Source organism: sulfur-oxidizing endosymbiont of Gigantopelta aegis, assembly GCF_016097415.1.
In the GTDB taxonomy this organism is placed as follows: domain Bacteria; phylum Pseudomonadota; class Gammaproteobacteria; order GRL18; family GRL18; genus GRL18.
In genome coordinates, this window is the sequence record NZ_JAEHGE010000001.1 from 4,114,664 (window position 1) to 4,139,404 (window position 24,741).

A 24,741-nucleotide genomic window follows, 5' to 3' on the forward strand; every position below is an offset into this window, starting at 1 on the left:
CGCCAGCGCCGGGCATTTTATAGTCCACATGAGCAATCGCACTCAGGGTCTGCACGTGCATTTTTTTATTAGAAGAGCGATCAAAACGCTGGGTAATAAAGTGTCGCTGATTGCCTTCATGCAGTAGTTTACAAGGCATCATATTAATACCACAGGCTGTGGCCAGCAAGTGATAAACATATTCCATTGCACCATAACCCTGAGGATCAGCAAAGCTTTCTTTATTTTTATTATGTTCACTTACAGTGGACCCCATTGTCAAGACAGCTTTCTCAAATATTAAGATATAATTCTGTTGGTTATTTATAGTATTAGTCTTATCCACATATCCACAGGTCTGCCAGTAGTCCAGAGACGCTTGCGATATATCTCAGGGCTACTGGCTTGGCCTGTGGATATGTGGACAAGGCGGTTGCCAGTAAAGTTGATTATCCTCTCATCATGCTGCCCGTTTTAAGTCTGGAACAACTTCTTTCATCACGCCATAGATCTCTGCAGGCGTTTTTCCACCGTGTGTACTGTGTGGTCGTTCATGGTTGTAAAACTCAAAATATTCCTTTAATGAGCTCTTTAGCTCATCAATACTTTGGTAATCCTTGAGGTAAATTTCCTCATTTTTTTACACTTCGCCAGAGTCGTTCAATCATAATGTTATCCATTGCTCTGCCTTTGCCGTCCATGCTGATTTTTATATCATTGGCCTTTAGAACACCTGTAAATGCTCTGCTAGTATATTGAGCACCTTGATCCGTTTGAAGATTTCTGGCTTTCCATAATGTTATCCATTGCTCTGCCTTTGCCGTCCATGCTGCTGATTTTTATATCATTGGCCTTTAGAACACCTGTAAATCAAATGCTGATCCGTATTGAAGATTTCTGGCTTTCCATATCGTCGCAGTGCTGTTTCCAGACTACTGATACAAAAGCTTTCTTCCATGCTGGTTGACACTTCCCAGGACAGCACAAAACGGCTACTCCAGTCCATAACAGCACTTAGGTAGACAAATCCATGTGGCATCCGTAAATACGTGATATCTGTGCACCAAACCTGGTTATTCCTATTAATATCAATTCCTTTGAGCAAATATGGATAGAGGTTATTTACTTTGCAAGGCTTGCTGGTATTGGGTTTTGGTGCCACTGAAACCAATCCCATGATCCGCATAAGCCGTTGAACTTTTTACGATTAATTTTATAACATTTCAATCTTAATGCATTACGAATTTGACGACTGCCATAGAATGGATGTTTTATGTACAACTCATCAATCAAATTCATTAATGTTAAATCTTTATTTTGCAGAGGCTTTTTAGGTTGATAGTAATAGCTTGAACGGTTCAGGCCGATAAGCTCACATTGTTTTTGATGCTCAACTGAGGGTGCTCTTTTTCTATGCAACACCGCTTTTCTGCTCTACTCAGTTGAACATCTTCAACTTTTTTGACAGCCAGTCAGCCTCTACTTTTAGTTGACCTATTTGGCTGTACAGGTGTTCTTTTTCCTTTTCATGTTCAGCATCTTTATTCTCTAATTTTTTTGAAAAAGTATCGGCTGCACCATCAAGCATCTGCTTTTTCCAGCTATTGACCTGGGTGGTGTGCACTTCAAATTCTGACGCAATTTCTGCGACTGTTTTTGACCTTTCAAAGCCTCAATGGCTACTTTTGCTTTAAATTTGTTGTTGAATGTTTTTCTTTTTGTGCTCATTTTTTTGTTCCCCGTTAGGTTAGCTCTTATATCTTAACCTATTGTCCAGTTTTCGGGGTCCACTATAGTAAAGACCCATTAGTATTAGTTAAACTTAAAGTCTTCAGTAATGAAGATCATAGTTAATTGGATATTATCACTGATACAATTCTTTGATATTGCCACTTATAGCCTGTAGCCTCATAGTCATCATATCAATAAAATTTTGGCATGACTATCTAAGAAGCATCTTCAGCAAGAACCATTTTTGCCAAGAACATGAAGAACATCAGGCTAGAACAGGGAATTTCTCAGGAAAAACTTGCTGAATCATCTGGTTTACACCGAACTTATATTGGGTCTGTTGAAAGATGTGAACGAAACATTGCTATTGATAACATGGAGAAGATTGCTATAGCACTATCAGTTTCTTTAACAGAACTTCTTTCTAAGTAGGTTTGCCTTCTGTTGTCTGAAATCAAACACCCTAATACCCTGTTGCACAGCTAGGTTATGCATAGACTCAGTACCTTTACCACCAGGAAATAACACTACAGCATCCGCATATATTGCCATTTTTTTATTGCGTATCGGCCCAGCAGCACGTCCATATTGCTTCCAGTCAGCTTTGAAGGCTTTAACTGATATGTTGTGTATGTCAGCCCAATGTTCACCACTAGCGTCCACACCCTTTGCACCGCCTGAAACCACCTCAGTAATATCCAACATATTTAGTTTTATATAATCTGATTCTGTTAAATGGTAGTCACGTCCACCTGCAATGATAACTTTCATAACTTACTCCAATTGGTAAATTAATACGGGCAGGAATAGTTTGCTCTAATACCCCTCTTGCCTTAGCATCCTATTTAAAAATATACTGTATAAAATAAAATATAAATTAACAAGAAAAAACTAATGATGCTCAACAGGAATTTTTTACTTCTGGTACACTGAGAAATTATTATGATGTGAAAAAATATGAAGTTGCTCTTAAAATATGGCTACCAGAGACTGTTAAGCTTGCTCTGATTGAAATGTGCTCATTTGCTGATGCCAGTCTATCTGATATTATAAGGCAAACGCTTTTTACTTATCTGTATGGCCGTTATGACCTTATGCACTCAATTGAAAAAGGTGAGCATGATTTTTCATTTAATGCCTCAGTAAAATACTCTAAAGTAAGCACTAAGAGCGATAAAGTAGAACTAGGTAAAAATGCTTTTGATGTGAAAGTATGGATTGCAATAAAGATGAAAAATGATCTTCAGCAACTCGCAGATAAAACTGGGTTAAAGTTATCTGAATTTATACGCGAAATTTTAATTTCTAATCTTTTTGGTCTCACTTACCTTCCTGAACACGATGAGATGATTTTACTTAGAATAGAGTTTGATTAGCGATAAGTCTCAATATTCTCAGAAATTAAGTATTTGAAGTGTCTTAAGATCATGTTGACCATTAAAATACTTGTTCAGAACCTTTTGAAATACCAAGTTATCTCTGGCAACCTCTGTAAACAAGGTCATTGATGACTTTAATTTCATATCATCTGGATGACCAAATATCTCTAAAGTCCGTTTTCCTTCAATTGCCAGTACTGCCTCAGTACATTCTATTAAACGCTTACCAAGAACAGGATGGCTGATATATTTATAAGCTTCTGAGATGCTTTCAATTGCATAATATCTTGCTGTTGAGCTATGTCCAAGCCCTTTAATTTGCGGAAAGATAAACCACATCCAGTGAGTTTTTTTCTGACCTGAATTAAGCTCTTGAAGAACCATTTCATAAATGGGATCTTGTGCCTCTATAAATCGATTCATCAAAAATTACCGGAGGGAAGTATTATTATGACAATAAAAAATGCTGCTTCTGGCAACTCAGAATTTCAAGGTGATGTTTAACAAAGAATAGCGACCAAAAACAAGTTTACAATCAACAAGTTATTGGTAGGCGCGAGTGGATTCGAACCACCGACCCCCACCATGTCAAGGTGGTGCTCTAACCAACTGAGCTACGTGCCTATAGGGTCAAATTTCCTGAGATACGAGATGTATCGGAAACGATGCGTATAATACCGAGGCTGGGGTGTTTTGGCAAGTCTTTTTTAACTAAAGATAAGCTAAAATTAAAAAATTGGCTAAAGTTGGATAAAATAGGCTAGAGCCGGATAAATTTGTCTTGTAGGACTTTGATTTGGTCTCGTAAATGCGCGGCTTCTTCAAATTCCATATTTTGTGCGTGTGAATACATCTTGTCTTCCATTTCTTGCATTTGTTTTTCCAGTTCAGAGCGTGTCATTATATCATAACGACCTGATTCTTCGGCAATTTTTCTATTTTTTGCCACTGCCAGGCCTGCACCGGGGATGGTGGCTTCGAGAATATCTTTAACCGACTTTTTAATACCCTGAGGGGTGATTCCATGTTGTTTATTATAGGCGATTTGTTTTTCCCGCCGTCTGGCCGTCTCACTCATCGCTCGTTCCATTGAGCCGGTGATACGTTCTGCGTATAAAATGACCGAGCCATTCACATGCCGGGCTGCCCTTCCCATGGTTTGAATCAGCGAACGCTCAGAACGTAGGAAACCTTCTTTATCGGCATCCAAAATGGCCACCAAGGAGACTTCCGGAATATCCAGTCCTTCTCTGAGTAGATTAATACCTACCAGAACATCAAACTCACCCAGGCGTAAGTCACGGATGATTTCTACTCGCTCTACCGTATCAATATCTGAATGTAGGTAACGCACTTTAAGGTCATGTTCCAGATAATAGTCCGTGAGGTCTTCAGCCATGCGCTTGGTTAACGTCGTCACCAGTACGCGCTCATTTAATGCAATGCGTTTATGGATCTCAGAAATCAAATCATCAACCTGTGTTGTAGCACTGCGTACTTCAACAGGCGGATCAATTAAGCCCGTGGGGCGCACGATTTGTTCTGCAACCACGTTTGACTTTTCAGCTTCATAATTGCCTGGTGTGGCTGAGACAAAAATGGTCTGGGGGGCAAGTCGTTCAAATTCAGCGAATTTTAAGGGGCGATTATCTAAAGCCGATGGTAATCGAAAACCATACTCAACGAGATTTTCTTTGCGTGATCGATCACCTTTATACATCGCCCCCACTTGTGAGACCGTTACATGACTTTCATCAATAAAGATAATGGCATCATCAGGCAAGTAGTCTAAAAATGTTGGCGGTGGTTCACCGATTGCTCGCCCTGATAAATAACGTGAGTAATTTTCAATTCCAGAGCAATAGCCTAATTCCAGAATCATTTCTAGATCCAGCTGGGTACGTTGTTCTAAGCGCTGCGCTTCGACTAATTTATTGGCATCATAAAGTACCGCTAAACGCTCCTTAAGTTCGACCTTAATTTTTTCAACAGCCTCTAATAGGGTTGCTCTTGGTGTTACATAATGAGTTTTTGGGTAGACAGTGATCCTTGGAACACGACGTAATACTTCACCCGTTAGTGGATCAAAATAACTCAGGGCCTCTACTTCATCATCAAATAATTCAATGCGCACTGCTTCACTATCAGAGTCAGCGGGATAAATATCAATCACATCGCCACGCACTCGATAGGTTGCCCGATGCAATTCCACATCATTGCGCTTGTATTGCAACTCTGCCAGTCGTCTTAAAATAGTACGTTGATCAACAACATCACCTTTAACAACATGCAAAAGCATTTTCAAGTAGGATTTAGGATCGCCCAAACCATAAATACAGGAAACAGAGGCAACAATGATGACATCTTTACGTTCTAGCAGTGCTTTGGTGGCAGATAAGCGCATCTGTTCTATGTGTTCATTAATGGAGGCATCTTTTTCAATAAACGTGTCCGATGCAGGGACATAGGCTTCAGGTTGATAGTAGTCATAGTAGGAAACAAAATATTCCACCGAATTGTGGGGAAAAAACTCTTTCATCTCACCATAGAGTTGTGCTGCCAGGGTTTTATTGTGAGCTAAGATCAACGTTGGCCGTTGCAGATTTTGCATCACATTGGCCATGGTAAAGGTTTTGCCAGAACCAGTGACACCCAATAGCGTCATTGCGGCTTCACCATCCTGCAGGGCTTCAGTCAAACGTTTTATTGCCGCAGGCTGATCGCCATCGGGGGTATATGATGAGACTAGCTCAAAGGGTTTGCCCATGATTTGTTTCTCTTTGCTCTATATCATGACTAAATGGTTAAAAGTATTTCCTTCCAACACAAATGTGCTAAAATTACTACTAATATTTATAACTTTGTTATCTTGTATTTTACGCTCATTTTACGCTAGAGGTGCTTCACTTGGCTACACACCCGACTAAAATTAATCTGTCTAATCGAGTTCAATTAGTTAAACCATCTGCGACTTTAGCCATTACTGCAAAAGCAAAAGCATTGCGTGCAGAAGGTAAGGATATTATTGGTCTGGGTGCTGGCGAACCGGATTTTGATACCCCCGACCATATAAAAAATGCAGCAATTCAGGCAATTAATGATGGCTTTACAAAATATACCGCAGTCGGTGGCACTCCGGAGTTAAAGCAGGTTGTATGTGACAAATTCAAACATGATAATTCGCTTGATTATAGCCCTGAGCAAGTATTGGTTTCCAGTGGTGGTAAACAAAGTTTTTATAACCTCTGTCAAGCTTTATTGAATGATGGTGACGAAGTCATTATCCCTGCTCCGTATTGGGTCTCCTATCCCGACATGGTCATTCTAGGTGGTGCAACGCCGGTCATTATCAGCACAGGGATCGATGAAGGTTTTAAGATCTCCCCTGAACAATTAAAGGCCGCCATTACAGATAAAACCCGTCTGATGGTGTTAAACACCCCTTCTAATCCAACGGGTGTCACATATACTCGCGCTGATTTAGCCGCCATTGGTGAGGTGCTTAAAGAGCATCCTGATATCATTATCGCCAGTGATGATATGTATGAACATATTGTCTGGTCTGATGAGCCTTTCTGTACCATTGCCGAAGTTTGCCCTTATTTATATGATCAAACAGTGACCATGAATGGTGTCAGTAAAGCCTATTCAATGACGGGTTGGCGGATTGGTTATGCTGCCGGACCAAAGGATTTGATTGCAGCAATGACCAAAATTCAATCACAAAGCACTTCTAACCCCTGCTCTATTTCTCAAGTGGCGGCACAAGAAGCACTCAGTGGTGATCAAAGCTGTATTGATACCATGTTAAAAGCGTTTAAAGAACGCCATGACTTTGTGGTTGATGCCGTCAATGCCATTGCAGGTATGCAAGCCTTACCTTCACAGGGTGCTTTTTATACCTTTGCCAATATGCAAACATTAATTGATCAGACCGAGGGTGTGAGTGATGATGTTGAATTGGCAGATTATATTTTAAGTCATGCAGAAGTGGCTCTAGTGCCTGGCTCAGCATTCGGTGCACCGGGTTATATGCGCTTCTCTTTTGCAACCAGCATGGATAACTTGCAAGAGGCGATTAGTCGTCTGCAAAAGCTTTTTAGCACAACTTAAATGGCTTAAATGGCTTAAATGGCTTAAATGGCTTAAAGTTAAATTGCTTGAAACTTAAGGAAAGATAAAAGCGACAAGCATAAAAAAAGGCGGCCGAGATAAACTCTGCGCCGCCTTTATTACCTCCTTACCAAGCTGTTTTAGAACTAACTAAAACCCTGCTTGCGGTCAATCCTTCGACCCTTTCCTCCTGACTCGTTCCGTCTTACGTCTTCCTTGAATTAAACTTTTCAAATCTTTTAAAAAGTAGATTTCCTAAACGTTGCAAGGATTCTATCAGACTCCACTCAAGGCTCAACTAGGGATAACCCCTAGCCGTTATAAAATGTGAACTAGGTTGCAGCTTGAAAAAGGACTTCATCAACCTCATTTTATAGACTATAGAAAATATGCTATACCCCTAAGCCTTCTAATGCCAAAAATCAGGATCCCTATCTATGAGTAATTTTCCATTTGTCGTCGATATCAGCGATGCCGGACATTTTGAACAACAAGTTATTGAAGCTTCTAAACAACAACCTATATTAGTCGATTTCTGGGCTGAATGGTGTCAGCCCTGTAAAGCACTGATACCATTGCTGACCAAACTGGCAGAGGATTACAAAGGAGCATTTATCCTCGCCAAAGTGAATGCTGACGAACAACAAGAACTAGTGGCTGCGGCAGGTGTACGAAATTTACCTACCGTCAAACTCTACAAAAATGGTGTGATGGTCGATGAATTTATGGGAGCCAAAGCTGAAAGTGAAATACGCAAGATGCTTGATACCCATGTTGAAAATGAAACCAGCAATAAAATTGCTGAGGCATTAGCATTATCAGAAGCCGGAGAGCATCAGCAGGCCACAGAGCAGCTTAAAGCGCTCAATCAACAAGAGCCAAGCAACTCTAATGTCCATATTGCCATTGCAAAGGTCTATTTACAATCAGGTGATTTTGAAAACTGTGAAGCGATTATTAAATCATTGCCAGCCAATATACAGCTTAGCGATGATGTAAAGAAGCTTCAGGATGAACTGAATTTAGCCCGTTCTACCAGCGATAGTCCTGAAGTGGAGGAGTTGTTAGCCCAACTTGAAACTGATCCAGAGCAACACGACATCCGACTCCAATTAGCGAATCAATACATAGTGAGCCATCAATATGAACTCGCTTTGGAAGCCTTAATGTATATTTTACAACAGGATATGAATTTTCAGGAAGGTGCCGCCAAAGCGGCTATGCTAAGCATTTTTGAAACATTGGGTGCTCAGGAGGCACTGACGCGGCAGTATCGGAGTAAATTAGCTAGCTTAATGTACTAGTAATTTTCCCTGCCACTTTGTGTTCCCCTCCCATTTAAGGAGGGTTGTTATAAGTTAAGTTTATTTTGCCTTAATTGTTGCAGACAGACGCTTGGCAGGCACATAACCCGGCATACTGGTACCATCTTCCAAAAACATGGCTGGTGTGCCCTGTACGCCCAATGCCTGACCTAGCTCAAACTGCTGAGCAACGGGATTATCACAGCTTTTATCAGGAATAACCTTACCTTCTTTGGCATCACCCATCGCTTTAGCGGGATCATCCGAACACCAGACATTGACCGCTTTTTGATAAGAACGACTACCAATTCCAGCTCTGGGATAGGCCATATAGCGAATAGTAATGCCTTCGGCATTATAGTCAGCCATTTCACGGTGTAATTTGACGCAATAGGGACAGTCAATATCGGTAAAAACAGTCACTTTCGCAATTTCATTTTTTGCTGGGAAAACAATCATCTTGCTTTCATCCATGACACCCAATAATTTACCTCTGGCTTCACCACGCTTTTTCTCAGTTAAATTAACGCGCTTTTTGACATCAATAATATCACCACGGAACATTAAAGAAGCATCTTTATTAAAGTAAAAAATGGTTGAGCCAAAGCTCACTTCATAAAGACCCGGCATCGCAGTTTCTTCAATACTACTGGGCGTATTTTGTGGCATCAGTGTATTTAAGGCCGCATCCAGCTCAGGGGTGGATTTAGCAATACTGACTGAGCTTGCCAACACAACAAGCAAGGAAATCATTCCCATCATAAGGCTTTGAGCAAGGTGTTGTTTTGTCTTTATGTCTTTAAAAATCATTCATTATTTTCCGTATTAATCTCTAAAATTTGTAAATTGCAATGCCACAGAGAACTCCTCTTTTTTCAGCATTGCCATTACGGCTTGTAAATCATCGCGCTTTTTGCCGGTTACCCGAACTTGTTCACCCTGAATAGAAGACTGCACTTTTAGTTTTTTATCTTTAATCAGTTTCACAATTTTTCTGGCATTGTCTTTATCAATACCCTGACAAATCAGTAACTTCTGTTCCATCGCCTTGCCATTAGGCTTTATATCACCCTGCTCTAAGCTTTTTACATCCACTTTCCTGCGCACTAACTCCGTCAACATAATATCCAGGAGTTGTTGCACTTGAAATTCGCTTTCACTTATCAGGGTAACTTCTTCCTTTGACTGCTTAACTGTCGTTTCAGTTCCCTTAAAGTCATATCTTTGTGTAATTGCTCGATTCGCATTACTGACGGCATTGGTTAATTCATGCATATCAATTTCTGAAACAATATCAAATGAAGGCATTTCTAGTTCCTGTAAAACAATTAGAGTAATTAATCTTGAAGAAGAAAATCTTATCCATTGTAATTAGCAATACACAATTGTCAAATTTAAACTCTGAATAATCCTAGAAACCTCAGTTGAACCTACTGCGAGCGTCCAATGTACTGGAGATTCAACTGAGGTTTCTAGGATAATCGCAACTACTCAGCTTTGTTTTTAAAACAAGCTTCATGAGCAAGTAAACTTTGCTTTATTTTCATAAAGTTTATCTTACCCTTTTGCAAGGCCAGGGTATCACCGGCGTAACCGCCCACTCCTGATGCAGAGACAATACGATGACAGGGAATAACAAAAGGGAAATGGTTATTTCGACAGGCATTGCCTATCGCTCTGGCACTAGTATTGAGTTCTTTGGCTAGCTCACCATAGGTTTTTACCACACCAGAAGGAATTTTCCTTAAGGCCTGCCACACCCGTTGCTGAAAGACTGTACCCTGATAGATATTGCAGGCAATGGTGAATTGAAAATTTGCCTGATGAAAATAACTGTCCACTTGCGCTATAATTTTTTTAGCAAATTGCTGTTCAATCACATCCCTGAGCAATGCAATCTGCTTACTCAGAAAGTCTATCCCCTCAGCTTTTTCATAGCTGATACCTGTGATCATAGTTTGTTTAAAACGCACACAGAGATGAACATCGACAAGATCGAATTGTTCATATTCATGCAGCGGGATCATAATCCTTGCTGTATTCATCATGCTAAAAGCATAATTTTAGCGAAAAAAAAGGGCTGTTTGAATTATCAAACACCCCTTTTTCTTTTGCTTCGTCATATCGCAATGATAAGACTTAAGCCAACTTCTCTTTGATACGTGCAGACTTGCCGCGAAGATCACGTAGATAGTATAGTTTTGAACGACGTACATCACCACGACGCTTGACTTCAATACTGTCAACCATAGTGCTGTAAGTTTGAAAAACACGCTCAACACCTTCACCATAAGAAATTTTACGGACAGTGAAAGCAGAATCCAGACCACGATTACGCACAGCGATAACAACGCCTTCGAAAGCCTGAATACGCTCACGCTCGCCTTCTTTTACTTTTACGTTTACAACCACTGTGTCACCAGGGCCAAACTTAGGCACTTCACGTCCCATTTGTTCTGCGTTTATAGCATCAATTATATTGCTCATTCATTTGCTCCAATTAGCTCAGGCCCTGAACCCAGGCTGGTCTTTTTTAAAAAAGGGTTAAAAAAAGGGTTAAAAAAACAGTTTAAAACGGCTTATAAACATTACATTAATAAGCTTATTATTTCTCTTCTTGAATGAACGCTTGCAACAATTGCTGCTCTTGTTCACTCAATTGGCGATCTTTCAATAAATCTGGCCTTCTCTGCCAGGTGCGCCCTAAAGACTGCTTGAGACGCCATTGTTCTATATTTTCATGATGACCGCTGAGCAACACATCGGGGACTGCGTCTCCCTTTTGTTCAGAATTGCCATCATCAAAATGTAACATTTCTGGACGAGTGTAATGCGGATGATCCAGTAAACCGGAGTAAAATGAATCATTCGGTGCCGATTCGTGATGCCCTAAAGCACCTGGTAATAAACGAATCAAGCTATCAATCAATACCATTGCCGGTAATTCACCGCCACTGAGTACATAGTCACCAATTGAACATTCATAATCAACAAAGTGTTCAATCAGGCGTTCATCAACACCTTCGTAGCGACCCGCTAATAAAATTAGCTGCTCATTTTCTTCGTGCAACGTTTTGACAATATTCTGTGTCAAAGGCTGACCTTGTGGCGATAAATAAACCACTTTAATTTTTTTGCTATCCGAAGTAGCGGCCGCTTTTTCTTTCAGCGCCTGTATTGCCTTGCTAAGAGGCTCTACCTTCATCAGCATACCGGGACCACCACCATAAGGTCGGTCATCCACTGTTTTATGTTTGTCTGTGGTGAAATCTCTGGGATTGGTTATCGCCAGACTGATTAAACCTTTTTTTATTGCCCTGCCGGTTATTCCCGACTGTATCGCTACAAACATTTCTGGAAACAAACTGATGACATCAATATGTTTTAGCATGTTTGCTTAGCTATCACTCTAGGCATCGATCTTGTCATTGTCATCATTGTCGTCATTGTTATTACTATGACTATCGCTGTCCTTGTTTTGCTCTTCATTCCAAGCAATTGGCCAATCAACAATTATTTTTCCTTCATCCAGCGTCACTTTTTTCACATAGTGTTCTAAAACAAAGGGGACTAGTATTTCTGTTTTGTCTTGAGCCGACTCAATGACTAATACATCATTAACAGCAGTCTCAATTAAACGACTAACTTTACCCAACTCAACATCTTCTAAGTTGCTGACCTTCAGGCCAATTAAATCAGTCCAGTAATACTCATCTTTTCCAGCGGCTTTAAACTCAGACCGCTGAACCGCTAATTCTGCACCGATTAAGGTTGCGGAGATTTCGCGGCTATCATAACCGGAAAAATGTGCGACCACCCCTTTACCATGGGCTTTGCCATTATCCAGCTGAATGTCTTGCCAGGATGTATTGCGATTATTACCCAGCTTTATTTTTAAAGCTTTGTAACGAACAATGTTCTCTCTGGGCTGGGTATAGGAATAGATTTTCACCCACCCTTTAACACCATAATAACCAGAGATTTTACCCAGGATATGTAAATCCTGGTCATCAGACAATTCAGACATTCTTTAAGTCAGAACAGGCTTAAGCAGCCTTGTTAGACTCTTTAAGTAATGTGTTTACACGAACTGAAGTTTGTGCGCCCTGACCAAGCCAGTGTTCAACACGTTCTTTTTTCACTTCAAGACGTACTTCCTGGCCACGCGCCATAGGATTGAAGTAGCCAACTTTTTCGATGAAACGACCATCACGAGCAGAACGGCTATCTGTTACAACGATCTGATAAAATGGGCGCTTCTTAGAACCACCACGAGCTAGACGTATAGTAACCATTAAACTAAATTCCTCAATAAAATCAATAAGCTCCAGAAACAAACTAACTGGACTGTTTTTTCTTAGTAAGCAGAATCAAAAACCAAGTAAATAAAGGGTCTGATTTCATGGCACTTAAGCCAGCTCTGAAAAGACGGGCATTTTACTCTAATTCCACACTTAGATAAAGCAATATTTCGTTTTTTTTAGTCTTATTTTTGCTTCAATGACTCGATGCTTGTTTGGAAGCAAAATAAGCGCTATTTATAAGCGACGATTAGTCCCTTAGAGTTTTTCTAAAAAGGCATTTTCCCCATACCACCACCCATTCCCGGTGGCATGCGACCTTTTAGGCTACGCATCATATTTTTCATGCCGCCCTTGGAAAACTTCTTCATCATTTTTTGCATTTGTTTAAATTGCTTCAACAAACGATTAAGATCCTGAATTTGTGTCCCTGAGCCTGCCGTGATACGTTTTTTTCTAGAACCTTTAATGAATTCAGGTTTTTGACGTTCATAAGGTGTCATGGAGTTAATCAACGCTTCAATTTTGATCAATTCCTTATCATTCACCTGTTCTTTCACTTGGTTGGGAATGTCACTCACTCCGGGTAACTTGTCCATCAGACTGCTCATGCCACCCATTTTTTTCATTTGTAGAATCTGATCACGAAAGTCATCTAAATCAAAATTCTTACCTTTTTTGATTTTTCTAGCGAGCTTGGCGGCTTTTTTATGATCGACTTTATTTTGTGCATCTTCGACCAAACTGAGAATATCACCCATGCCCAGAATACGAGAAGCCAGTCTATCCGGATGGAAAGCTTCTAAAGCATCAACTTTTTCACCCACACCCATAAATTTAATGGGCTTGCCCGTGATTTGACGAATCGATAAAGCCGCACCACCACGCGCATCACCATCGGTTTTGGTCAGAATCACACCAGTCAATGGCAGTGCTTCATCAAATGCCTTGGCGGTATTCGCCGCATCCTGACCGGTCATGCTATCTACAACGAATAAGGTTTCGACTGGATTGATAGCAGCATGCAGGCTTTTGATTTCACCCATCATTTCATCATCAATATGCAATCGACCAGCAGTATCGACAATCACCACATCAAGATGTTTTTTACGGGCATAATCAATAGCATTGAGGCCAATGTCTACCGGCTTTTGAGAGGTGTCACTGGGAAAGAATTCTACATCGACTTCTTTGGCCAGTGTCGCTAACTGTTCTATTGCCGCAGGACGATACACATCAGCACTGGTCACCAGCACTGATTTTTTTTCTTGTTTGAGTAAGCGGGCGAGTTTGGCCACACTGGTGGTCTTACCAGAACCTTGTAAGCCCGCCATTAAAATAACCGCTGGCGGCTGAGCACTTAGATTCAGTGCATTATTACTTTCACCCATCATGACGACAAGTTCATCATTCACTATTTTAATGAATGCCTGACCGGGCGAAATGCTTTCAATGACTTCTTTACCAATAGCTCGCTTTTTTACCTGTTCGATAAAGTCTTTAACCACTGGCAAGGCAACATCCGCTTCTAAGAGCGCCATGCGGACTTCACGCAGTGTATCCTTGATATTATCTTCTGATAAGCGTCCCTGACCGCGTAAATTCTTGACCGTTTTGGCAAGACGTTCCGTTAAACCATCAAACATATTCTCAATGCACCTTAAAATGTTCTGTAAAACAGAGTATTATAATCGCTATTCCACAGACTAGAAAGGCTTATTTGCCAAGATAGCCTAGACTATTGACTTAACAAGCATGAAAATAATTGCCATTCGCAATAAAGCATTCTATTATAGCGAATCACTCACAGACGAATTGATATGTTTATAACTGGATTTATTACTGCCACCCTTTATCTTGCTTCCGGAGCCTGGTTAGGCTTCAACCTGTTAAATGCCAAAATTATTCAGGATGAACCCAATAAAAAGATCCTGGCTATCGGCTTTTTGGCATTGCTTATTCATGCCATCATTTTATATGCCGACACAGTGACTCGTGATGGGCTGAACCCTTCTTTTCTTAATAGTTTTTCGCTGGTTTCCTGGTTAGTCGTCTTACTTTATTTAGTGGCTGAATTCCGCAAACCGGTAGAAACCCTGGGTGTATTAATTTTCCCCACGGCAGCGATTGCGGTCTTTTTACAATTATTCTGGCCTAATGCGACGACACTCGACAATCTCAGCTTTGAACTTGAAGTACATATTTTATTATCGCTACTAGCTTATGGCCTACTAGCCATTGCTGCGGGTCAGTCGGTATTATTGTTGATTCAAACCTATTATTTGAAAAACAAGCATCCCGGTGGGTTTATCCGTTCTTTGCCTGCCTTGCAAAGTATGGAAATGCTACTCTTTCAAATGATCATCGTCGGCTTTACCCTGCTGACGCTGGCGCTACTCAGTGGTTTTCTTTTTCTGGACAATATTTTTGCCCAGCATCTGGTGCATAAAACGGTATTGTCCATTATTGCCTGGCTCTTATTTGCCACACTTCTCTTGGGACGTTGGCATTTTGGCTGGCGTGGAAAAAAAGCCATTCACTTTACGCTAGGCGGTTTTATCTTTCTGATGCTATCCTATTTTGGTAGCAAGCTTGTGCTAGAAATCATTTTGCAAAAAGTCTGATACTGTTAATATCCATAAATTAGGTTGACTGAGCATTGAACGATATCCCCATTAGTATTTTACTTTCCGTTTTAGGCGTACTTATCCTCTTGTCCGGTTTCTTTTCCGGTTCAGAGACTGCTTTGGTCAGTCTTAATCGTTATCGCCTCAAACATTTAGTTAATTCCGGCCACAAGGGTGCAAAAATAGCCAGTTCATTACTTGCCCGTCCGGATCGTCTTTTTGGCCTGATTTTAATTTTTAATAATTTTGTTAATATTTTAGCCTCCGCTATTGCAACCATTATTGGTCTCAATTTATTTGGTGAAGCCGGTATCGCCATCGCAACGGGGATTCTAACCTTTATTATTTTAATTTTTGCTGAAGTGACGCCAAAAACCTACGCTGCACAACACCCTGAACAATTGGCATTTCCTGCCGCTTATATTCTCAAGGGACTAATGTTTATATTTTATCCCCTAGTTTACTTTATTAACACCATCACCAATGGCCTGCTGACTCTTTTTGGCATCCATAAGCCTGAAAACAATGATTCCCTAAGCCCTGAAGAGCTACGCACCATCGTTAATGAAACCGGCTCATTGATCCCAGCTAAACACCAAAAAATGCTACTGAACATTTTGGATTTAGAAGCCGTAAAAATTGAAGATATTATGATTTCTCGAAATGAAATCGTTGGTCTGGATATTAATGATTGCTGGGATGATATATTGGAACAGCTGACCCATAGTCTGCATACTCGCCTGCCTGTTTATGAAGATGATATCGATCATATTTTTGGCATTATACACTTACGTAAAGCATTGAGTATTGTGTCCAACCCCAATGCCAAGAAAGAAGATTTAAAGAAAATTATTGCCTCCTGTTATTTCATTCCAGAAGCCACTCCACTGAACAAACAATTGCTTAATTTTCAGCATAACAAACGCCGTACAGCCTTCGTCGTCGATGAATATGGTGATATACAAGGCATGATCACTTTAGAAGACATTCTGGAAGAAATTGTCGGGGAATTTACCACTGATCCAGCTGATACACTGATGAAAGAAGTACATCCTCAGGAGGATGGTACAATTCTTGTAGACGGAAGTGCCAACATACGCGATCTAAATCGCATGATGAACTGGAATTTACCAACCAATAATGCCAAAACAATTAATGGCCTGATGCTGGAATATTTAGAGTCCATTCCAGAGGCTGGCACTAGCGTCTTAATTGATAATTATCCTATTGAAATCAAGCAAATCATGGGGAATACGGTAAAAACAGTTAAAATTGAACCACAGATCAATCAGCAAGATGCGCTTGAAGAAGACGAAGATAATATATAAACATAAGATAACTAAGCCGAGTTCTGGATAATAAATAACGGTATTGTTTAGTTTGCACTATTGTGATGCGCTTCGTTCCTCAGCAGCATCCTACTTTCTACATCACTTGCAGACAAGCGTAGGGTGCTGCTGAGGAACGAAGCGCACCACTATTAAGTTAACTTGCTCGTAATTATTATCCAGAACTCGGCTTAACTATTCTGTATAAACCCGTACCCGATTGAACCGTTTATCGGTTCTTCTGTAATGTCTGTCTGTAAATTCATTTAAACACTGATAGATTGTGAACCAGGCCATGAAAAATATCAGAATTTTTACTATAGTTAGCCTGTCTGCACTTTAGTAAACGATTAGCTTAATAAAAATTAGCTTAAAAAAGAATAGCGTTAATTTATTTGTAAGGATTGGTAATAGTGTCACAAGTGAGCCTTTTATTTAAAGACCGCATATTGAGTGTTAACCACTTGGATCAAAACACTCATTTTATTATTGGTCATGCCCCAGAGTGCCAAATTCACATTGATAGCCTGGCCGTCAGTCCTCATCACGCTCGTATCACCTATGAAGATCGTGCTTATACCATAGAGGAACTCGGTAACGAAACCGATATTCTCATCAATAACAAGAAAATTGATACCAGTGCCGTACTATCGGACGGCGATCAAATCAGTTTGGGGAAACACACGCTAATTTTTACCTTTGATGAACGCAATGAAAACCGTGAATTCAGAGAACCTGAGCCTCCACCCGTTACCATGAAGAAAAGTGGCAAGGGTTGGGTACAATATCTAAATGGCCTAAGAATGGGCAAAACCATTCAGATCAAGAAAAACATGACCAATATCAGCGATGATAAAGCAAAAAGTGTTGCGCTGATTTCTAACCGTGCTGATGGATTTTATATTTCCTATCTTAAGGGAGCTTCCCCCAAAGTTAATAATGCAGTCATTGGAGAGAAAAGCACACTATTGCCAAGCAATAGCCGAATCTCACTTGGCTCTCAGGATATTTTATTTTATATAGAATAAATACTTCCGGTATTATTCACGCATAGCATCCAAGGCATCAATAGCTTCCACCAAGGTATCTACAGGATATACGGTGATGCCTGTAGGCAATTTCTTAGGTGTATTGGCCTTGGGGCAAATGCAATGCAAAAATCCCTGCTGTGCTGCCTGTTTTATACGCTCTAAACCACTGGGCACGGCACGTATTTCACCTGACAATCCCACTTCACCAAAGGCTAACCAGTCCTGTGGAATCACGCGATCCTGAAACGATGAAACCATCGATAAAATCAAAGGCAAATCGGTACTGGGATCAGATATTTTTAAACCACCCACCAAATTAACATACAATTCCTGATCAAAAATGGCCAGGTTACCATGGCGCAAAAGAATCGCCACAAGCATATTCAAGCGATTCTGATCTAGGCCAACCGCCAAACGGCGTGGATTGCCCTGACTCGACTCAACCACCAATGATTGTAATTCGACTAACATGGAGCGAGAGCCTTCCCATAGCGCAGCCACCATTGAACCTGGATGAGGCTTGCGACTACGGTTCAAGAAAATGGCAGAGGGGTCAGTCACTGCACGCAAATAACCGTTGTCCGGCATCATCGCTAAAATACCCAGCTCGTTAATAGAACCAAAACGATTTTTTTGGGAACGCAATTCACGAAAACGTGAGCCTTCCATCACCAACAAATGCATCATCACGTCAGCAATGTGCTCGACTACTCTTGGCCCTGCAACCCCACCATCTTTAGTAGTATGGCAAATAACAATCATCGCCACACCATTTTGTTTGGCATATTGTGTTAACGCATGAGCACATTCTTTTAATTGCGTTACGCCACCAGGCACGCCCTGCACATCGGGATGATACATAGACTGCAAGGAATCAATCACCACTATCTTAACTTTCAATTCGTTGATCATGGTTAAAACAGCTAAGACATCCGTTTCTGCTGCAATATCCAAGTGCTCAGTCACTAATTTAAGTCGAGCAGCCCGCATAGCGATTTGTGACAATGATTCTTCACCGCTGAAATAGATGGCAGGTATGTTATGACTCAATTCGCAAAGAGTCTGCAAAGTCAGAGTTGATTTCCCCGCACCCGGTGTACCAGCCAACAAAATCACACTACCAGGAACAATTCCCCCACCCAGCACTCGATCAAACTCACTATTTTGGGTGCTAAATCGGGGTAATTCATCCAACCTAACATCACTGAGCTTTTGCACTGACTCTTTTGCGCCCGCATAACCTTTCAGGCTCACTGGCCCTTTGGGACTTTTAATACCCTTCGGTTCTTTAAACTCATTTAAAGTATTCCATGCACCGCAGCTTTCACATTGCCCCTGCCATTTGGAAAACGTGTCACCACATTCGTTACAAAGAAATATTGCCTTATCTTTTTTTGCCATTTGCCCATTTCACTATAAATGCCTAGGGCTTCCCCCAAGCTTAATAAGAATATTAGTAAGTACCATTCTATTTGTATCTAAAATAAATTACTATACCTGAATCAAGTTATAAATATAAAAATTCAATAGCAACTTATTACTAATCAAGCAACTTAACAAGGAGAGCATCATGGAACTTTTTTCAGAAGACTGGATGAAAAGATTTACTTGATTACCCACAAAGCTCCGCCATATTTCGATAATTATACTATAATTATACTATAATTATACTATAATTAAAGTATAGATTATGTGTGGAGTAGAATGATGTCAAAAAATAAAATTCAGTTTCAAGAAGGTTATAGTTTATTTGAGCTTTTTAATGATTATGGCACTGACAAACAGTGCCGACAAGCCTTATTTAAATGGAAATTTCCTGATGGATTTGTTTGCCCAGAGTGTGGCAATAAGACTTATTGCACTCTAGAACATCGCCATCTTTATCAGTGCCACCATTGTCATCATCAGACATCAGCAACCTGTGGGACAATATTTGATAGTACCAAACTGCCTTTATCTAAGTGGTTTTTAGCGATTCATCTTATGACTCAATTGAAGACAGCGGTTTCAGCATTAGAATTAAAGAGACAGCTTAAGGTAAGCTACAATACAGCCTGGAGTATGAAACAAAAGATCATGCAGGTTATGAAAGAACGTGATGACAGTAAACCTTTATCAGGCATCATTCAAATTGATGATGCCTACTGGGGTGGTGAGCACAGAGGCGGCTCCAGAGGTCGTGGTTCAGAAAATAAAACACCGTTCGTTGCAGCCGTTTCTACTAATGAAGATGGACACCCGATTGCAATGAATTTAAATGTGCTTAAAGGGTTTAAATCCAGTGAAATAAAACGATGGGCACAAACTCATTTAACACCTGGAAGTACTGTTTACTCAGATGGGTTAAATTGTTTTCCTGCGGTTAAAGAAGCTGACTGTAAGCATGTTCCAATCGTCACGGGTGGTGGTGCGGCAAGTGTTGATAAAATTGAGTTTATCTGGGTTAACACTATGATAGGTAATATTAAAAACTCTATGAAGGGAAGCTATCATTCCATTAACTCAAAACATTTACCTCGGTATCTTGCTGAATTTTGTTATCGGTTTAATAGACGCTTTAACTTAAAAGACATGATGCCAAGGTTTTTATGCGTGGCGATGAAAACGCCACCTATGAATGGAAAGCTCCTAAAAATGGCGGAGCTTTATGGGTAATCAAGAAGATTTATGACGGAATGGAATAACGAAGCATCACTAGCCGGTGAACTTGCAAAAATCGGTTTTAATTCAACCATCGCTTATGGTATAGACGGAGAGGAACAGCCTAGAGGCATTATTCATATTGAAAATGGCAAAGCAACTGCTGCCGGTGCATATAATGGCGAAGATAATAATTGGGACTTACGAGCAAAAGAAGATACTTGGAAAAGCTGGATGAAAAAAGAAATGGGCATGATGGGATTAGGTGCAGCCTATACCACTCGCAAATTAAAGTGATGTGTCAACACTTTTCCGGACAGTTTTCTAAATATTTTTCAAGTGATTTTTGTCATTTTGTATTTCCTATCATTTTAGTTTCTCATGTTAACTTTAAACAGATGAAGAGAAAGGGCTTTTGCCCTCTGGAACGATAGAGCCGTTCCATTCACCCAAGGTATTTTCACAACGGTAATGATCCTGTTACAATATCTTCACGGCACAGGCTGAGGAGCCGATGGCCGTCAACGGTAATGGGCGGCATTTATGTCGCCTTTTACCCCTCTTCAATCAATCGATTTAAGCTATTTCCTGCTGTATTTCATAATCGACTGGTGACAAATAATCATTAGCCGAATGAAGTCGCTCCCGATTATAAAATACCTCAATATATTCAAATATTGCCTGCTTTGCTTCTACTCTGGTTTTGAATCGACAATGGTGCGTCAATTCAGTTTTCAAACTATGAAAGAAGCTCTCTGATACAGCATTGTCCCAGCAATTTCCTTTGCGGCTCATAGACTGAATTATGTTATGATCCGACAATATTTTTCTATGACTATCAGAGGCATATTGGCTACCTCGGTCAGTATGCCAAAGCAATCCATCCATTGGTTTACGCTTCCATATGGCCATCAGTAAAGCATCATTGACTAGCTTGGCTTTCATTCGCTCATCCATCGACCAGCCAACAATTTGCCTAGAGAATAAGTCAATGACAACCGCTAAATATAACCAGCCTTCCTTGGTGGCAATATAGGTAATATCACCCACATAGTAGCGATCAGGTTGAGAGACAGTAAACTCTCTTTCCAGTAAATTTGGAGATATACGCTTATTATGCTTGGAATTAGTCGTCGCTTTAAAGCGTCTCTTCGTTTTACAAAACAAACCGGCTTTTTTCATTAATCGACCAATTCTCCGGCGGCTTATATGAACGCCTTTTTCAGCCAGTTTTCTTTTAAGACGACGGGTTCCATAAGTCTTGCGACTGTCTTCAAACAGTTTTTTAGCTGCTCAGTAAGCGCTTCATTTTCTTTCTCTCTATCCGTTTTAGGAGAGCTAACCCAATCATAATAGCAACTACGGGAAACATCCATAAAACGGCACAGAATCGTTACCGGGTAATCTTTAGCCTGATCAGTTATCCATGCGTACTTCACAAAGTTTCCCTTGCAAAGTACGCTGTGGCCTTTTTAATAAATCACGCTCCTGAATCACTTTTGCCAATTCTTTTTTCAGACGTTTTACTTCATCATAAATGTGTTCATCACTTCTATTGGCTACCGTCTTCACCGGTTTGGAATATTTACTGATCCAGGTATGTAGAGTATTTACATTAACACCTAGCTCCCTGGCAGTCTGAGAAACGGGTTGATCCGTCTCATTAGCTAATTTGACAGCTGATTCTTTAAATTCTGATGTATAGCTTTTATTCGGTTTTTTGTTTGATCATTCATTTTAGGTCACACTTTTTATCTTTTAGTTATTTTAAGTTGTGTGTCCGGTTAAGTATAGCCACATTAAAGTTTGCCAATGGCGATTACAAAGCCATGATAAAAGAACCTCGTATGGCGGGTCCTTTTATTAAAAGTTTTACTGTGATGGGTCGGGTGTAAAATAATCGCCTTGAATAGAATACCTATTTTCTACTCTGAAACTGTTACCATGTAAATTCCGAGGAAAAAATATGACATAATATACATAGTCCTCTATACTCAGTATAATTATCTGGCAACACTATGAATTATGTATAAATTACAATTACGTCTACCAAAAATTAAATTTGCTGCTGAGCAAGCCAATAAAGTGACACCAAAGGGTGTTAATGAATGGTTGCAAAAAATTGATTTTTCAAACAATTCAAAAGCTCACAGCTATTTTTTAGAAACCCTGAAAAAGATTAATCGTATCGACCTCGATGTTACTATCCGCATGGAGGTCATGGATATCCTTGAACCCACCATCAAAATAATATTGGATGAAACCATCCAAAAATCCACTAGCACTAGCGGCTCACTTAATGAAAAAAATCTGGAAATCAGTAAACAAATACAATTTCTATTGGTAGAAATATCAGCAGCCTATAAAATCATCATCAAACAAATAACTGACAATGATGATTTAATGGCAAAAACACCTAGGTGATTTTTTACCCCAAGCCTGTTACAAAGTTATTCATAGTCTCTCTTGCTTGCTGATAGAACGCTATCAAAAATACCTATCAGAGCCCTCTTACGTCTGGTTTGAATTAAACCAAATTTATCATACCGCTGAACGCCTCGGAATTTTTGATCTTGAATTAGACAACCAACAAACTATCTTAAATGAATACATTCGTATTTCTGTGATTCGAATTTCAGATCCCTATCGACTGATGCCGGTTGAAATCCGTAAGTAATGTGGCTATACTTAACCGGACACACAACTTAAAATAACTAAAAGATAAAAAGTGTGACCTAAAATGAATGATCAAACAAAAAAACCAAATAAAAGCTATACATCAGAATTTAAAGAATTCAGACTGCCAGGGAGCTAGGTGTTAATGTAAATACTCTACATACCTGGATCAGTAAATATTCCAAACCGGTGAAGACGGTAGCCAATAGAAGTGATGAACACATTTATGATGAAGTAAAACGTCTGAAAAAAGAATTGGCAAAAGTGATTCAGGAGCGTGATTTATTAAAAAGGCCACAGCGTACTTTGCAAGGGAAACTTTGTGAAGTACGCATGGATAACTGATCAGGCTAAAGATTACCCGGTAACGATTCTGTGCCGTTTTATGGATGTTTAATGTGGCTATACTTAACCGGACACACAACTTAAAATAACTAAAAGATAAAAAGTGTGACCTAAAATGAATGATCAAACAAAAAAACCGAATAAAAGCTATACATCAGAATTTAAAGAATCAGCTGTCAAATTAGCTAATGAGACGGATCAACCCGTTTCTCAGACTGCCAGGGAGCTAGGTGTTAATGTAAATACTCTACATACCTGGATCAGTAAATATTCCAAACCGGTGAAGACGGTAGCCAATAGAAGTGATGAACACATTTATGATGAAGTAAAACGTCTGAAAAAAAGAATTGGCAAAAGTGATTCAGGAGCGTGATTTATTAAAAAGGCCACAGCGTACTTTGCAAGGGAAACTTTGTGAAGTACGCATGGATAACTGATCAGGCTAAAGATTACCCGGTAACGATTCTGTGCCGTTTTATGGATGTTTCCCGTAGTTGCTATTATGATTGGGTTAGCTCTCCTAAAACGGATAGAGAGAAAGAAAATGAAGCGCTTACTGAGCAGCTAAAAAACTGTTTGAAGACAGTCGCAAGACTTATGGAACCCGTCGTCTTAAAAAGAAAACTGGCTGAAAAAGGCGTTCATATAAGCCGCCGGAGAATTGGTCGATTAATGAAAAAAGCCGGTTTGTTTTGTAAAACGAAGAGACGCTTTAAAGCGACGACTAATTCCAAGCATAATAAGCGTATATCTCCAAATTTACTGGAAAGAGAGTTTACTGTCTCTCAACCTGATCGCTACTATGTGGGTGATATTACCTATATTGCCACCAAGGAAGGCTGGTTATATTTAGCGGTTGTCATTGACTTATTCTCTAGGCAAATTGTTGGCTGGTCGATGGATGAGCGAATGAAAGCCAAGCTAGTCAATGATGCTTTACTGATGGCCATATGGAAGCGTAAACCAATGGATGGATTGCTTTGGCATACTGACCGAGGTAGCCAATATGCCTCTGATAGTCATAGAAAAATATTGTCGGATCATAACATAATTCAGTCTATGAGCCGCAAAGGAAATTGCTGGGACAATGCTGTATCAGAGAGCTTCTTTCATAGTTTGAAAACTGAATTGACGCACCATTGTCGATTCAAAACCAGAGTAGAAGCAAAGCAGGCAATATTTGAATATATTGAGGTATTTTATAATCGGGAGCGACTTCATTCGGCTAATGATTATTTGTCACCAGTCGATTATGAAATACAGCAGGAAATAGCTTGACACATCAAA

At 40.0% G+C, this 24,741-nt stretch carries 28 protein-coding genes, 1 tRNA gene and 5 pseudogenes; 15 read left to right on the plus strand and 19 right to left on the minus strand.

Annotated elements, in window-relative coordinates; translation table 11 throughout:
- Positions 1 to 4 precede the first annotated feature (4 nt).
- The 5 genes and pseudogenes from JEU79_RS21415 to JEU79_RS21440 form a co-directional block, all read right to left on the minus strand.
- Positions 5 to 244, minus strand: a pseudogene (locus JEU79_RS21415) (HipA domain-containing protein); the annotation flags it as partial.
- Positions 245 to 439: 195 nt separating this feature from the next.
- Positions 440 to 775 (minus strand): annotated as a pseudogene (locus tag JEU79_RS27030) (transposase); the annotation flags it as partial.
- A 48-nt stretch (positions 776 to 823) separates the two neighbouring features.
- The gene (locus JEU79_RS21430; RefSeq protein WP_198265690.1) at positions 824 to 1,141 is read right to left on the minus strand and encodes a DDE-type integrase/transposase/recombinase; all 318 of its coding nucleotides are present in this window, start codon (positions 1,139 to 1,141) and stop codon (positions 824 to 826) included.
- Positions 1,102 to 1,401 (minus strand): IS3 family transposase, encoded by a 300-nt coding sequence (locus JEU79_RS21435; protein ID WP_214660647.1) that lies wholly within the window; start codon positions 1,399 to 1,401, stop codon positions 1,102 to 1,104. Before JEU79_RS21435 ends, JEU79_RS21430 begins: the two co-directional genes overlap by 40 nt.
- Before the next feature lie 16 nt (positions 1,402 to 1,417).
- Complete coding sequence (locus tag JEU79_RS21440; protein WP_198263615.1) at positions 1,418 to 1,603, minus strand: hypothetical protein; 186 nt, start codon at positions 1,601 to 1,603, stop codon at positions 1,418 to 1,420.
- A gap of 362 nt (positions 1,604 to 1,965) precedes the next feature.
- Between JEU79_RS21440 and JEU79_RS21445 the strand changes: the two genes are divergently transcribed.
- Positions 1,966 to 2,142 carry a helix-turn-helix domain-containing protein gene (locus tag JEU79_RS21445; protein ID WP_198265692.1) on the plus strand — a complete coding sequence of 59 codons (177 nt, stop codon included), beginning with the start codon at positions 1,966 to 1,968 and terminating at the stop codon, positions 2,140 to 2,142.
- On the opposite strand, the gene JEU79_RS21450 is transcribed toward JEU79_RS21445, so the two are convergent.
- Positions 2,119 to 2,481, minus strand: coding sequence for a DUF2493 domain-containing protein (locus JEU79_RS21450; protein WP_198265693.1), 363 nt, complete (start codon positions 2,479 to 2,481; stop codon positions 2,119 to 2,121). The two genes, JEU79_RS21445 and JEU79_RS21450, sit on opposite strands and share 24 nt — an antisense overlap.
- Positions 2,482 to 2,657: 176 nt before the next feature.
- Here JEU79_RS21450 and JEU79_RS21455 point away from each other — a divergent pair, with 176 nt between their 5' ends.
- Positions 2,658 to 3,086, plus strand: coding sequence for a hypothetical protein (locus JEU79_RS21455; protein WP_198265694.1), 429 nt, complete (start codon positions 2,658 to 2,660; stop codon positions 3,084 to 3,086).
- An 18-nt stretch (positions 3,087 to 3,104) separates the two neighbouring features.
- Here JEU79_RS21455 and JEU79_RS21460 read toward each other — a convergent pair whose 3' ends face one another.
- The 3 genes from JEU79_RS21460 to uvrB all read right to left on the minus strand — a co-directional run bounded on the left by JEU79_RS21460 (position 3,105) and on the right by uvrB (position 5,856).
- On the minus strand, positions 3,105 to 3,512 hold the full coding sequence (locus JEU79_RS21460; protein WP_198265695.1) for a DUF1810 domain-containing protein: 408 nt from the start codon (positions 3,510 to 3,512) through the stop codon (positions 3,105 to 3,107).
- A gap of 124 nt (positions 3,513 to 3,636) precedes the next feature.
- A tRNA-Val gene (locus tag JEU79_RS21465) sits at positions 3,637 to 3,713 on the minus strand.
- Between the two features lie 136 nt (positions 3,714 to 3,849).
- The gene (uvrB, locus tag JEU79_RS21470) at positions 3,850 to 5,856 is read right to left on the minus strand and encodes an excinuclease ABC subunit UvrB (protein ID WP_198265696.1); all 2,007 of its coding nucleotides are present in this window, start codon (positions 5,854 to 5,856) and stop codon (positions 3,850 to 3,852) included.
- Between the two features lie 140 nt (positions 5,857 to 5,996).
- Between uvrB and JEU79_RS21475 the strand changes: the two genes are divergently transcribed.
- Together JEU79_RS21475 and JEU79_RS21480 are read left to right on the plus strand one after the other, a co-directional pair.
- On the plus strand, positions 5,997 to 7,202 hold the full coding sequence (locus JEU79_RS21475; RefSeq protein ID WP_281401010.1) for a pyridoxal phosphate-dependent aminotransferase: 1,206 nt from the start codon (positions 5,997 to 5,999) through the stop codon (positions 7,200 to 7,202).
- A gap of 437 nt (positions 7,203 to 7,639) precedes the next feature.
- Positions 7,640 to 8,506: a thioredoxin family protein gene (locus JEU79_RS21480; protein ID WP_198265697.1), complete on the plus strand. Its 867-nt coding sequence runs from the start codon at positions 7,640 to 7,642 to the stop codon at positions 8,504 to 8,506.
- Positions 8,507 to 8,566: 60 nt separating this feature from the next.
- Here the strand turns inward: JEU79_RS21480 and JEU79_RS21485 are convergent, their stop codons facing one another.
- From JEU79_RS21485 to ffh, 8 genes are all read right to left on the minus strand, one after another.
- Positions 8,567 to 9,316, minus strand: coding sequence for a DsbC family protein (locus tag JEU79_RS21485; protein ID WP_198265698.1), 750 nt, complete (start codon positions 9,314 to 9,316; stop codon positions 8,567 to 8,569).
- A 15-nt stretch (positions 9,317 to 9,331) separates the two neighbouring features.
- Complete coding sequence (locus JEU79_RS21490; RefSeq protein WP_198265699.1) at positions 9,332 to 9,814, minus strand: YajQ family cyclic di-GMP-binding protein; 483 nt, start codon at positions 9,812 to 9,814, stop codon at positions 9,332 to 9,334.
- Positions 9,815 to 9,993: 179 nt separating this feature from the next.
- A complete protein-coding gene (locus JEU79_RS21495) occupies positions 9,994 to 10,551 on the minus strand; it encodes a methylated-DNA--[protein]-cysteine S-methyltransferase (protein WP_246540453.1) in 558 nt (185 codons plus the stop codon).
- A gap of 94 nt (positions 10,552 to 10,645) precedes the next feature.
- The gene (rplS, locus tag JEU79_RS21500) at positions 10,646 to 10,993 is read right to left on the minus strand and encodes a 50S ribosomal protein L19 (RefSeq protein WP_198265700.1); all 348 of its coding nucleotides are present in this window, start codon (positions 10,991 to 10,993) and stop codon (positions 10,646 to 10,648) included.
- 118 nt (positions 10,994 to 11,111) lie between these two features.
- Entirely contained in the window at positions 11,112 to 11,897 is a 786-nt protein-coding gene (gene trmD, locus JEU79_RS21505) for a tRNA (guanosine(37)-N1)-methyltransferase TrmD (RefSeq protein WP_198265701.1), read from the minus strand.
- A gap of 18 nt (positions 11,898 to 11,915) precedes the next feature.
- Positions 11,916 to 12,533, minus strand: coding sequence for a ribosome maturation factor RimM (rimM, locus tag JEU79_RS21510; protein WP_198265702.1), 618 nt, complete (start codon positions 12,531 to 12,533; stop codon positions 11,916 to 11,918).
- 19 nt (positions 12,534 to 12,552) lie between these two features.
- Positions 12,553 to 12,801 (minus strand): 30S ribosomal protein S16, encoded by a 249-nt coding sequence (rpsP, locus tag JEU79_RS21515; protein WP_198266116.1) that lies wholly within the window; start codon positions 12,799 to 12,801, stop codon positions 12,553 to 12,555.
- Between the two features lie 275 nt (positions 12,802 to 13,076).
- Positions 13,077 to 14,453 carry a signal recognition particle protein gene (ffh, locus tag JEU79_RS21520; RefSeq protein ID WP_198265703.1) on the minus strand — a complete coding sequence of 459 codons (1,377 nt, stop codon included), beginning with the start codon at positions 14,451 to 14,453 and terminating at the stop codon, positions 13,077 to 13,079.
- A gap of 174 nt (positions 14,454 to 14,627) precedes the next feature.
- On the opposite strand from ffh, the gene JEU79_RS21525 reads away from it, so the two are divergent.
- The 3 genes from JEU79_RS21525 (at position 14,628) to JEU79_RS21535 (ending at position 17,790) form a co-directional block, all read left to right on the plus strand.
- Positions 14,628 to 15,431 (plus strand): cytochrome C assembly family protein, encoded by an 804-nt coding sequence (locus JEU79_RS21525; protein WP_198265704.1) that lies wholly within the window; start codon positions 14,628 to 14,630, stop codon positions 15,429 to 15,431.
- 35 nt (positions 15,432 to 15,466) lie between these two features.
- Positions 15,467 to 16,762 carry an HlyC/CorC family transporter gene (locus tag JEU79_RS21530; RefSeq protein WP_198265705.1) on the plus strand — a complete coding sequence of 432 codons (1,296 nt, stop codon included), beginning with the start codon at positions 15,467 to 15,469 and terminating at the stop codon, positions 16,760 to 16,762.
- 413 nt (positions 16,763 to 17,175) lie between these two features.
- Entirely contained in the window at positions 17,176 to 17,790 is a 615-nt protein-coding gene (locus tag JEU79_RS21535) for an FHA domain-containing protein (RefSeq protein ID WP_198265706.1), read from the plus strand.
- A 12-nt stretch (positions 17,791 to 17,802) separates the two neighbouring features.
- On the opposite strand, the gene radA is transcribed toward JEU79_RS21535, so the two are convergent.
- Complete coding sequence (radA, locus tag JEU79_RS21540; protein ID WP_198265707.1) at positions 17,803 to 19,194, minus strand: DNA repair protein RadA; 1,392 nt, start codon at positions 19,192 to 19,194, stop codon at positions 17,803 to 17,805.
- A gap of 306 nt (positions 19,195 to 19,500) precedes the next feature.
- On the opposite strand from radA, the gene JEU79_RS21545 reads away from it, so the two are divergent.
- Positions 19,501 to 20,448, plus strand: coding sequence for an IS1595 family transposase (locus JEU79_RS21545; RefSeq protein ID WP_198262526.1), 948 nt, complete (start codon positions 19,501 to 19,503; stop codon positions 20,446 to 20,448).
- Between the two features lie 12 nt (positions 20,449 to 20,460).
- Complete coding sequence (locus JEU79_RS21550) at positions 20,461 to 20,730, plus strand: hypothetical protein (RefSeq protein WP_198265708.1); 270 nt, start codon at positions 20,461 to 20,463, stop codon at positions 20,728 to 20,730.
- Positions 20,731 to 21,009: 279 nt separating this feature from the next.
- On the opposite strand, the pseudogene JEU79_RS21555 reads toward JEU79_RS21550, so the two are convergent.
- Positions 21,010 to 22,158 (minus strand): annotated as a pseudogene (locus tag JEU79_RS21555) (IS3 family transposase); the annotation flags it as partial.
- 74 nt (positions 22,159 to 22,232) lie between these two features.
- Between JEU79_RS21555 and JEU79_RS27035 the strand changes: the two are divergent.
- From JEU79_RS27035 to JEU79_RS21575, 6 genes and pseudogenes are all read left to right on the plus strand, one after another.
- Positions 22,233 to 22,328: pseudogene (locus tag JEU79_RS27035) on the plus strand (SCP-2 sterol transfer family protein); the annotation flags it as partial.
- Between the two features lie 130 nt (positions 22,329 to 22,458).
- Positions 22,459 to 22,857, plus strand: a complete 399-nt coding sequence (locus JEU79_RS21560) for a hypothetical protein (protein WP_198265709.1) — start codon at positions 22,459 to 22,461, stop codon at positions 22,855 to 22,857.
- 46 nt (positions 22,858 to 22,903) lie between these two features.
- Positions 22,904 to 23,110 (plus strand): hypothetical protein, encoded by a 207-nt coding sequence (locus tag JEU79_RS21565; protein ID WP_198265710.1) that lies wholly within the window; start codon positions 22,904 to 22,906, stop codon positions 23,108 to 23,110.
- Between the two features lie 119 nt (positions 23,111 to 23,229).
- Positions 23,230 to 23,503 (plus strand): annotated as a pseudogene (locus JEU79_RS21570) (transposase); the annotation flags it as partial.
- A 66-nt stretch (positions 23,504 to 23,569) separates the two neighbouring features.
- Positions 23,570 to 23,827: a transposase gene (locus JEU79_RS27040; protein WP_198266583.1), complete on the plus strand. Its 258-nt coding sequence runs from the start codon at positions 23,570 to 23,572 to the stop codon at positions 23,825 to 23,827.
- A 41-nt stretch (positions 23,828 to 23,868) separates the two neighbouring features.
- A complete protein-coding gene (locus tag JEU79_RS21575; RefSeq protein ID WP_198263029.1) occupies positions 23,869 to 24,732 on the plus strand; it encodes an IS3 family transposase in 864 nt (287 codons plus the stop codon).
- The last annotated feature ends 9 nt before the right edge of the window (positions 24,733 to 24,741 follow it).

Bases quoted from the DNA above. Each gene is read 5' to 3' on its own strand.
- uvrB (WP_198265696.1), bottom strand. From the start codon at position 5,856: ATGGGCAAACCCTTTGAGCTAGTCTCATCATATACCCCCGATGGCGAT.
- JEU79_RS21485 (WP_198265698.1), bottom strand. From the start codon at position 9,316: ATGATTTTTAAAGACATAAAGACAAAACAACACCTTGCTCAAAGCCTT.
- rplS (WP_198265700.1), bottom strand. From the start codon at position 10,993: ATGAGCAATATAATTGATGCTATAAACGCAGAACAAATGGGACGTGAA.
- JEU79_RS21545 (WP_198262526.1), top strand. From the start codon at position 19,501: ATGTCAAAAAATAAAATTCAGTTTCAAGAAGGTTATAGTTTATTTGAG.
- JEU79_RS21450 (WP_198265693.1), bottom strand. From the start codon at position 2,481: ATGAAAGTTATCATTGCAGGTGGACGTGACTACCATTTAACAGAATCA.
- radA (WP_198265707.1), bottom strand. From the start codon at position 19,194: ATGGCAAAAAAAGATAAGGCAATATTTCTTTGTAACGAATGTGGTGAC.
- rpsP (WP_198266116.1), bottom strand. From the start codon at position 12,801: ATGGTTACTATACGTCTAGCTCGTGGTGGTTCTAAGAAGCGCCCATTT.
- JEU79_RS21480 (WP_198265697.1), top strand. From the start codon at position 7,640: ATGAGTAATTTTCCATTTGTCGTCGATATCAGCGATGCCGGACATTTT.
- JEU79_RS21550 (WP_198265708.1), top strand. From the start codon at position 20,461: ATGACGGAATGGAATAACGAAGCATCACTAGCCGGTGAACTTGCAAAA.
- ffh (WP_198265703.1), bottom strand. From the start codon at position 14,453: ATGTTTGATGGTTTAACGGAACGTCTTGCCAAAACGGTCAAGAATTTA.
- JEU79_RS21525 (WP_198265704.1), top strand. From the start codon at position 14,628: ATGTTTATAACTGGATTTATTACTGCCACCCTTTATCTTGCTTCCGGA.
- JEU79_RS21460 (WP_198265695.1), bottom strand. From the start codon at position 3,512: ATGAATCGATTTATAGAGGCACAAGATCCCATTTATGAAATGGTTCTT.
- rimM (WP_198265702.1), bottom strand. From the start codon at position 12,533: ATGTCTGAATTGTCTGATGACCAGGATTTACATATCCTGGGTAAAATC.
- JEU79_RS21490 (WP_198265699.1), bottom strand. From the start codon at position 9,814: ATGCCTTCATTTGATATTGTTTCAGAAATTGATATGCATGAATTAACC.
- JEU79_RS27040 (WP_198266583.1), top strand. From the start codon at position 23,570: ATGAATGATCAAACAAAAAAACCGAATAAAAGCTATACATCAGAATTT.
- JEU79_RS21495 (WP_246540453.1), bottom strand. From the start codon at position 10,551: ATGAATACAGCAAGGATTATGATCCCGCTGCATGAATATGAACAATTC.
- JEU79_RS21445 (WP_198265692.1), top strand. From the start codon at position 1,966: ATGAAGAACATCAGGCTAGAACAGGGAATTTCTCAGGAAAAACTTGCT.
- trmD (WP_198265701.1), bottom strand. From the start codon at position 11,897: ATGCTAAAACATATTGATGTCATCAGTTTGTTTCCAGAAATGTTTGTA.
- JEU79_RS21560 (WP_198265709.1), top strand. From the start codon at position 22,459: ATGTATAAATTACAATTACGTCTACCAAAAATTAAATTTGCTGCTGAG.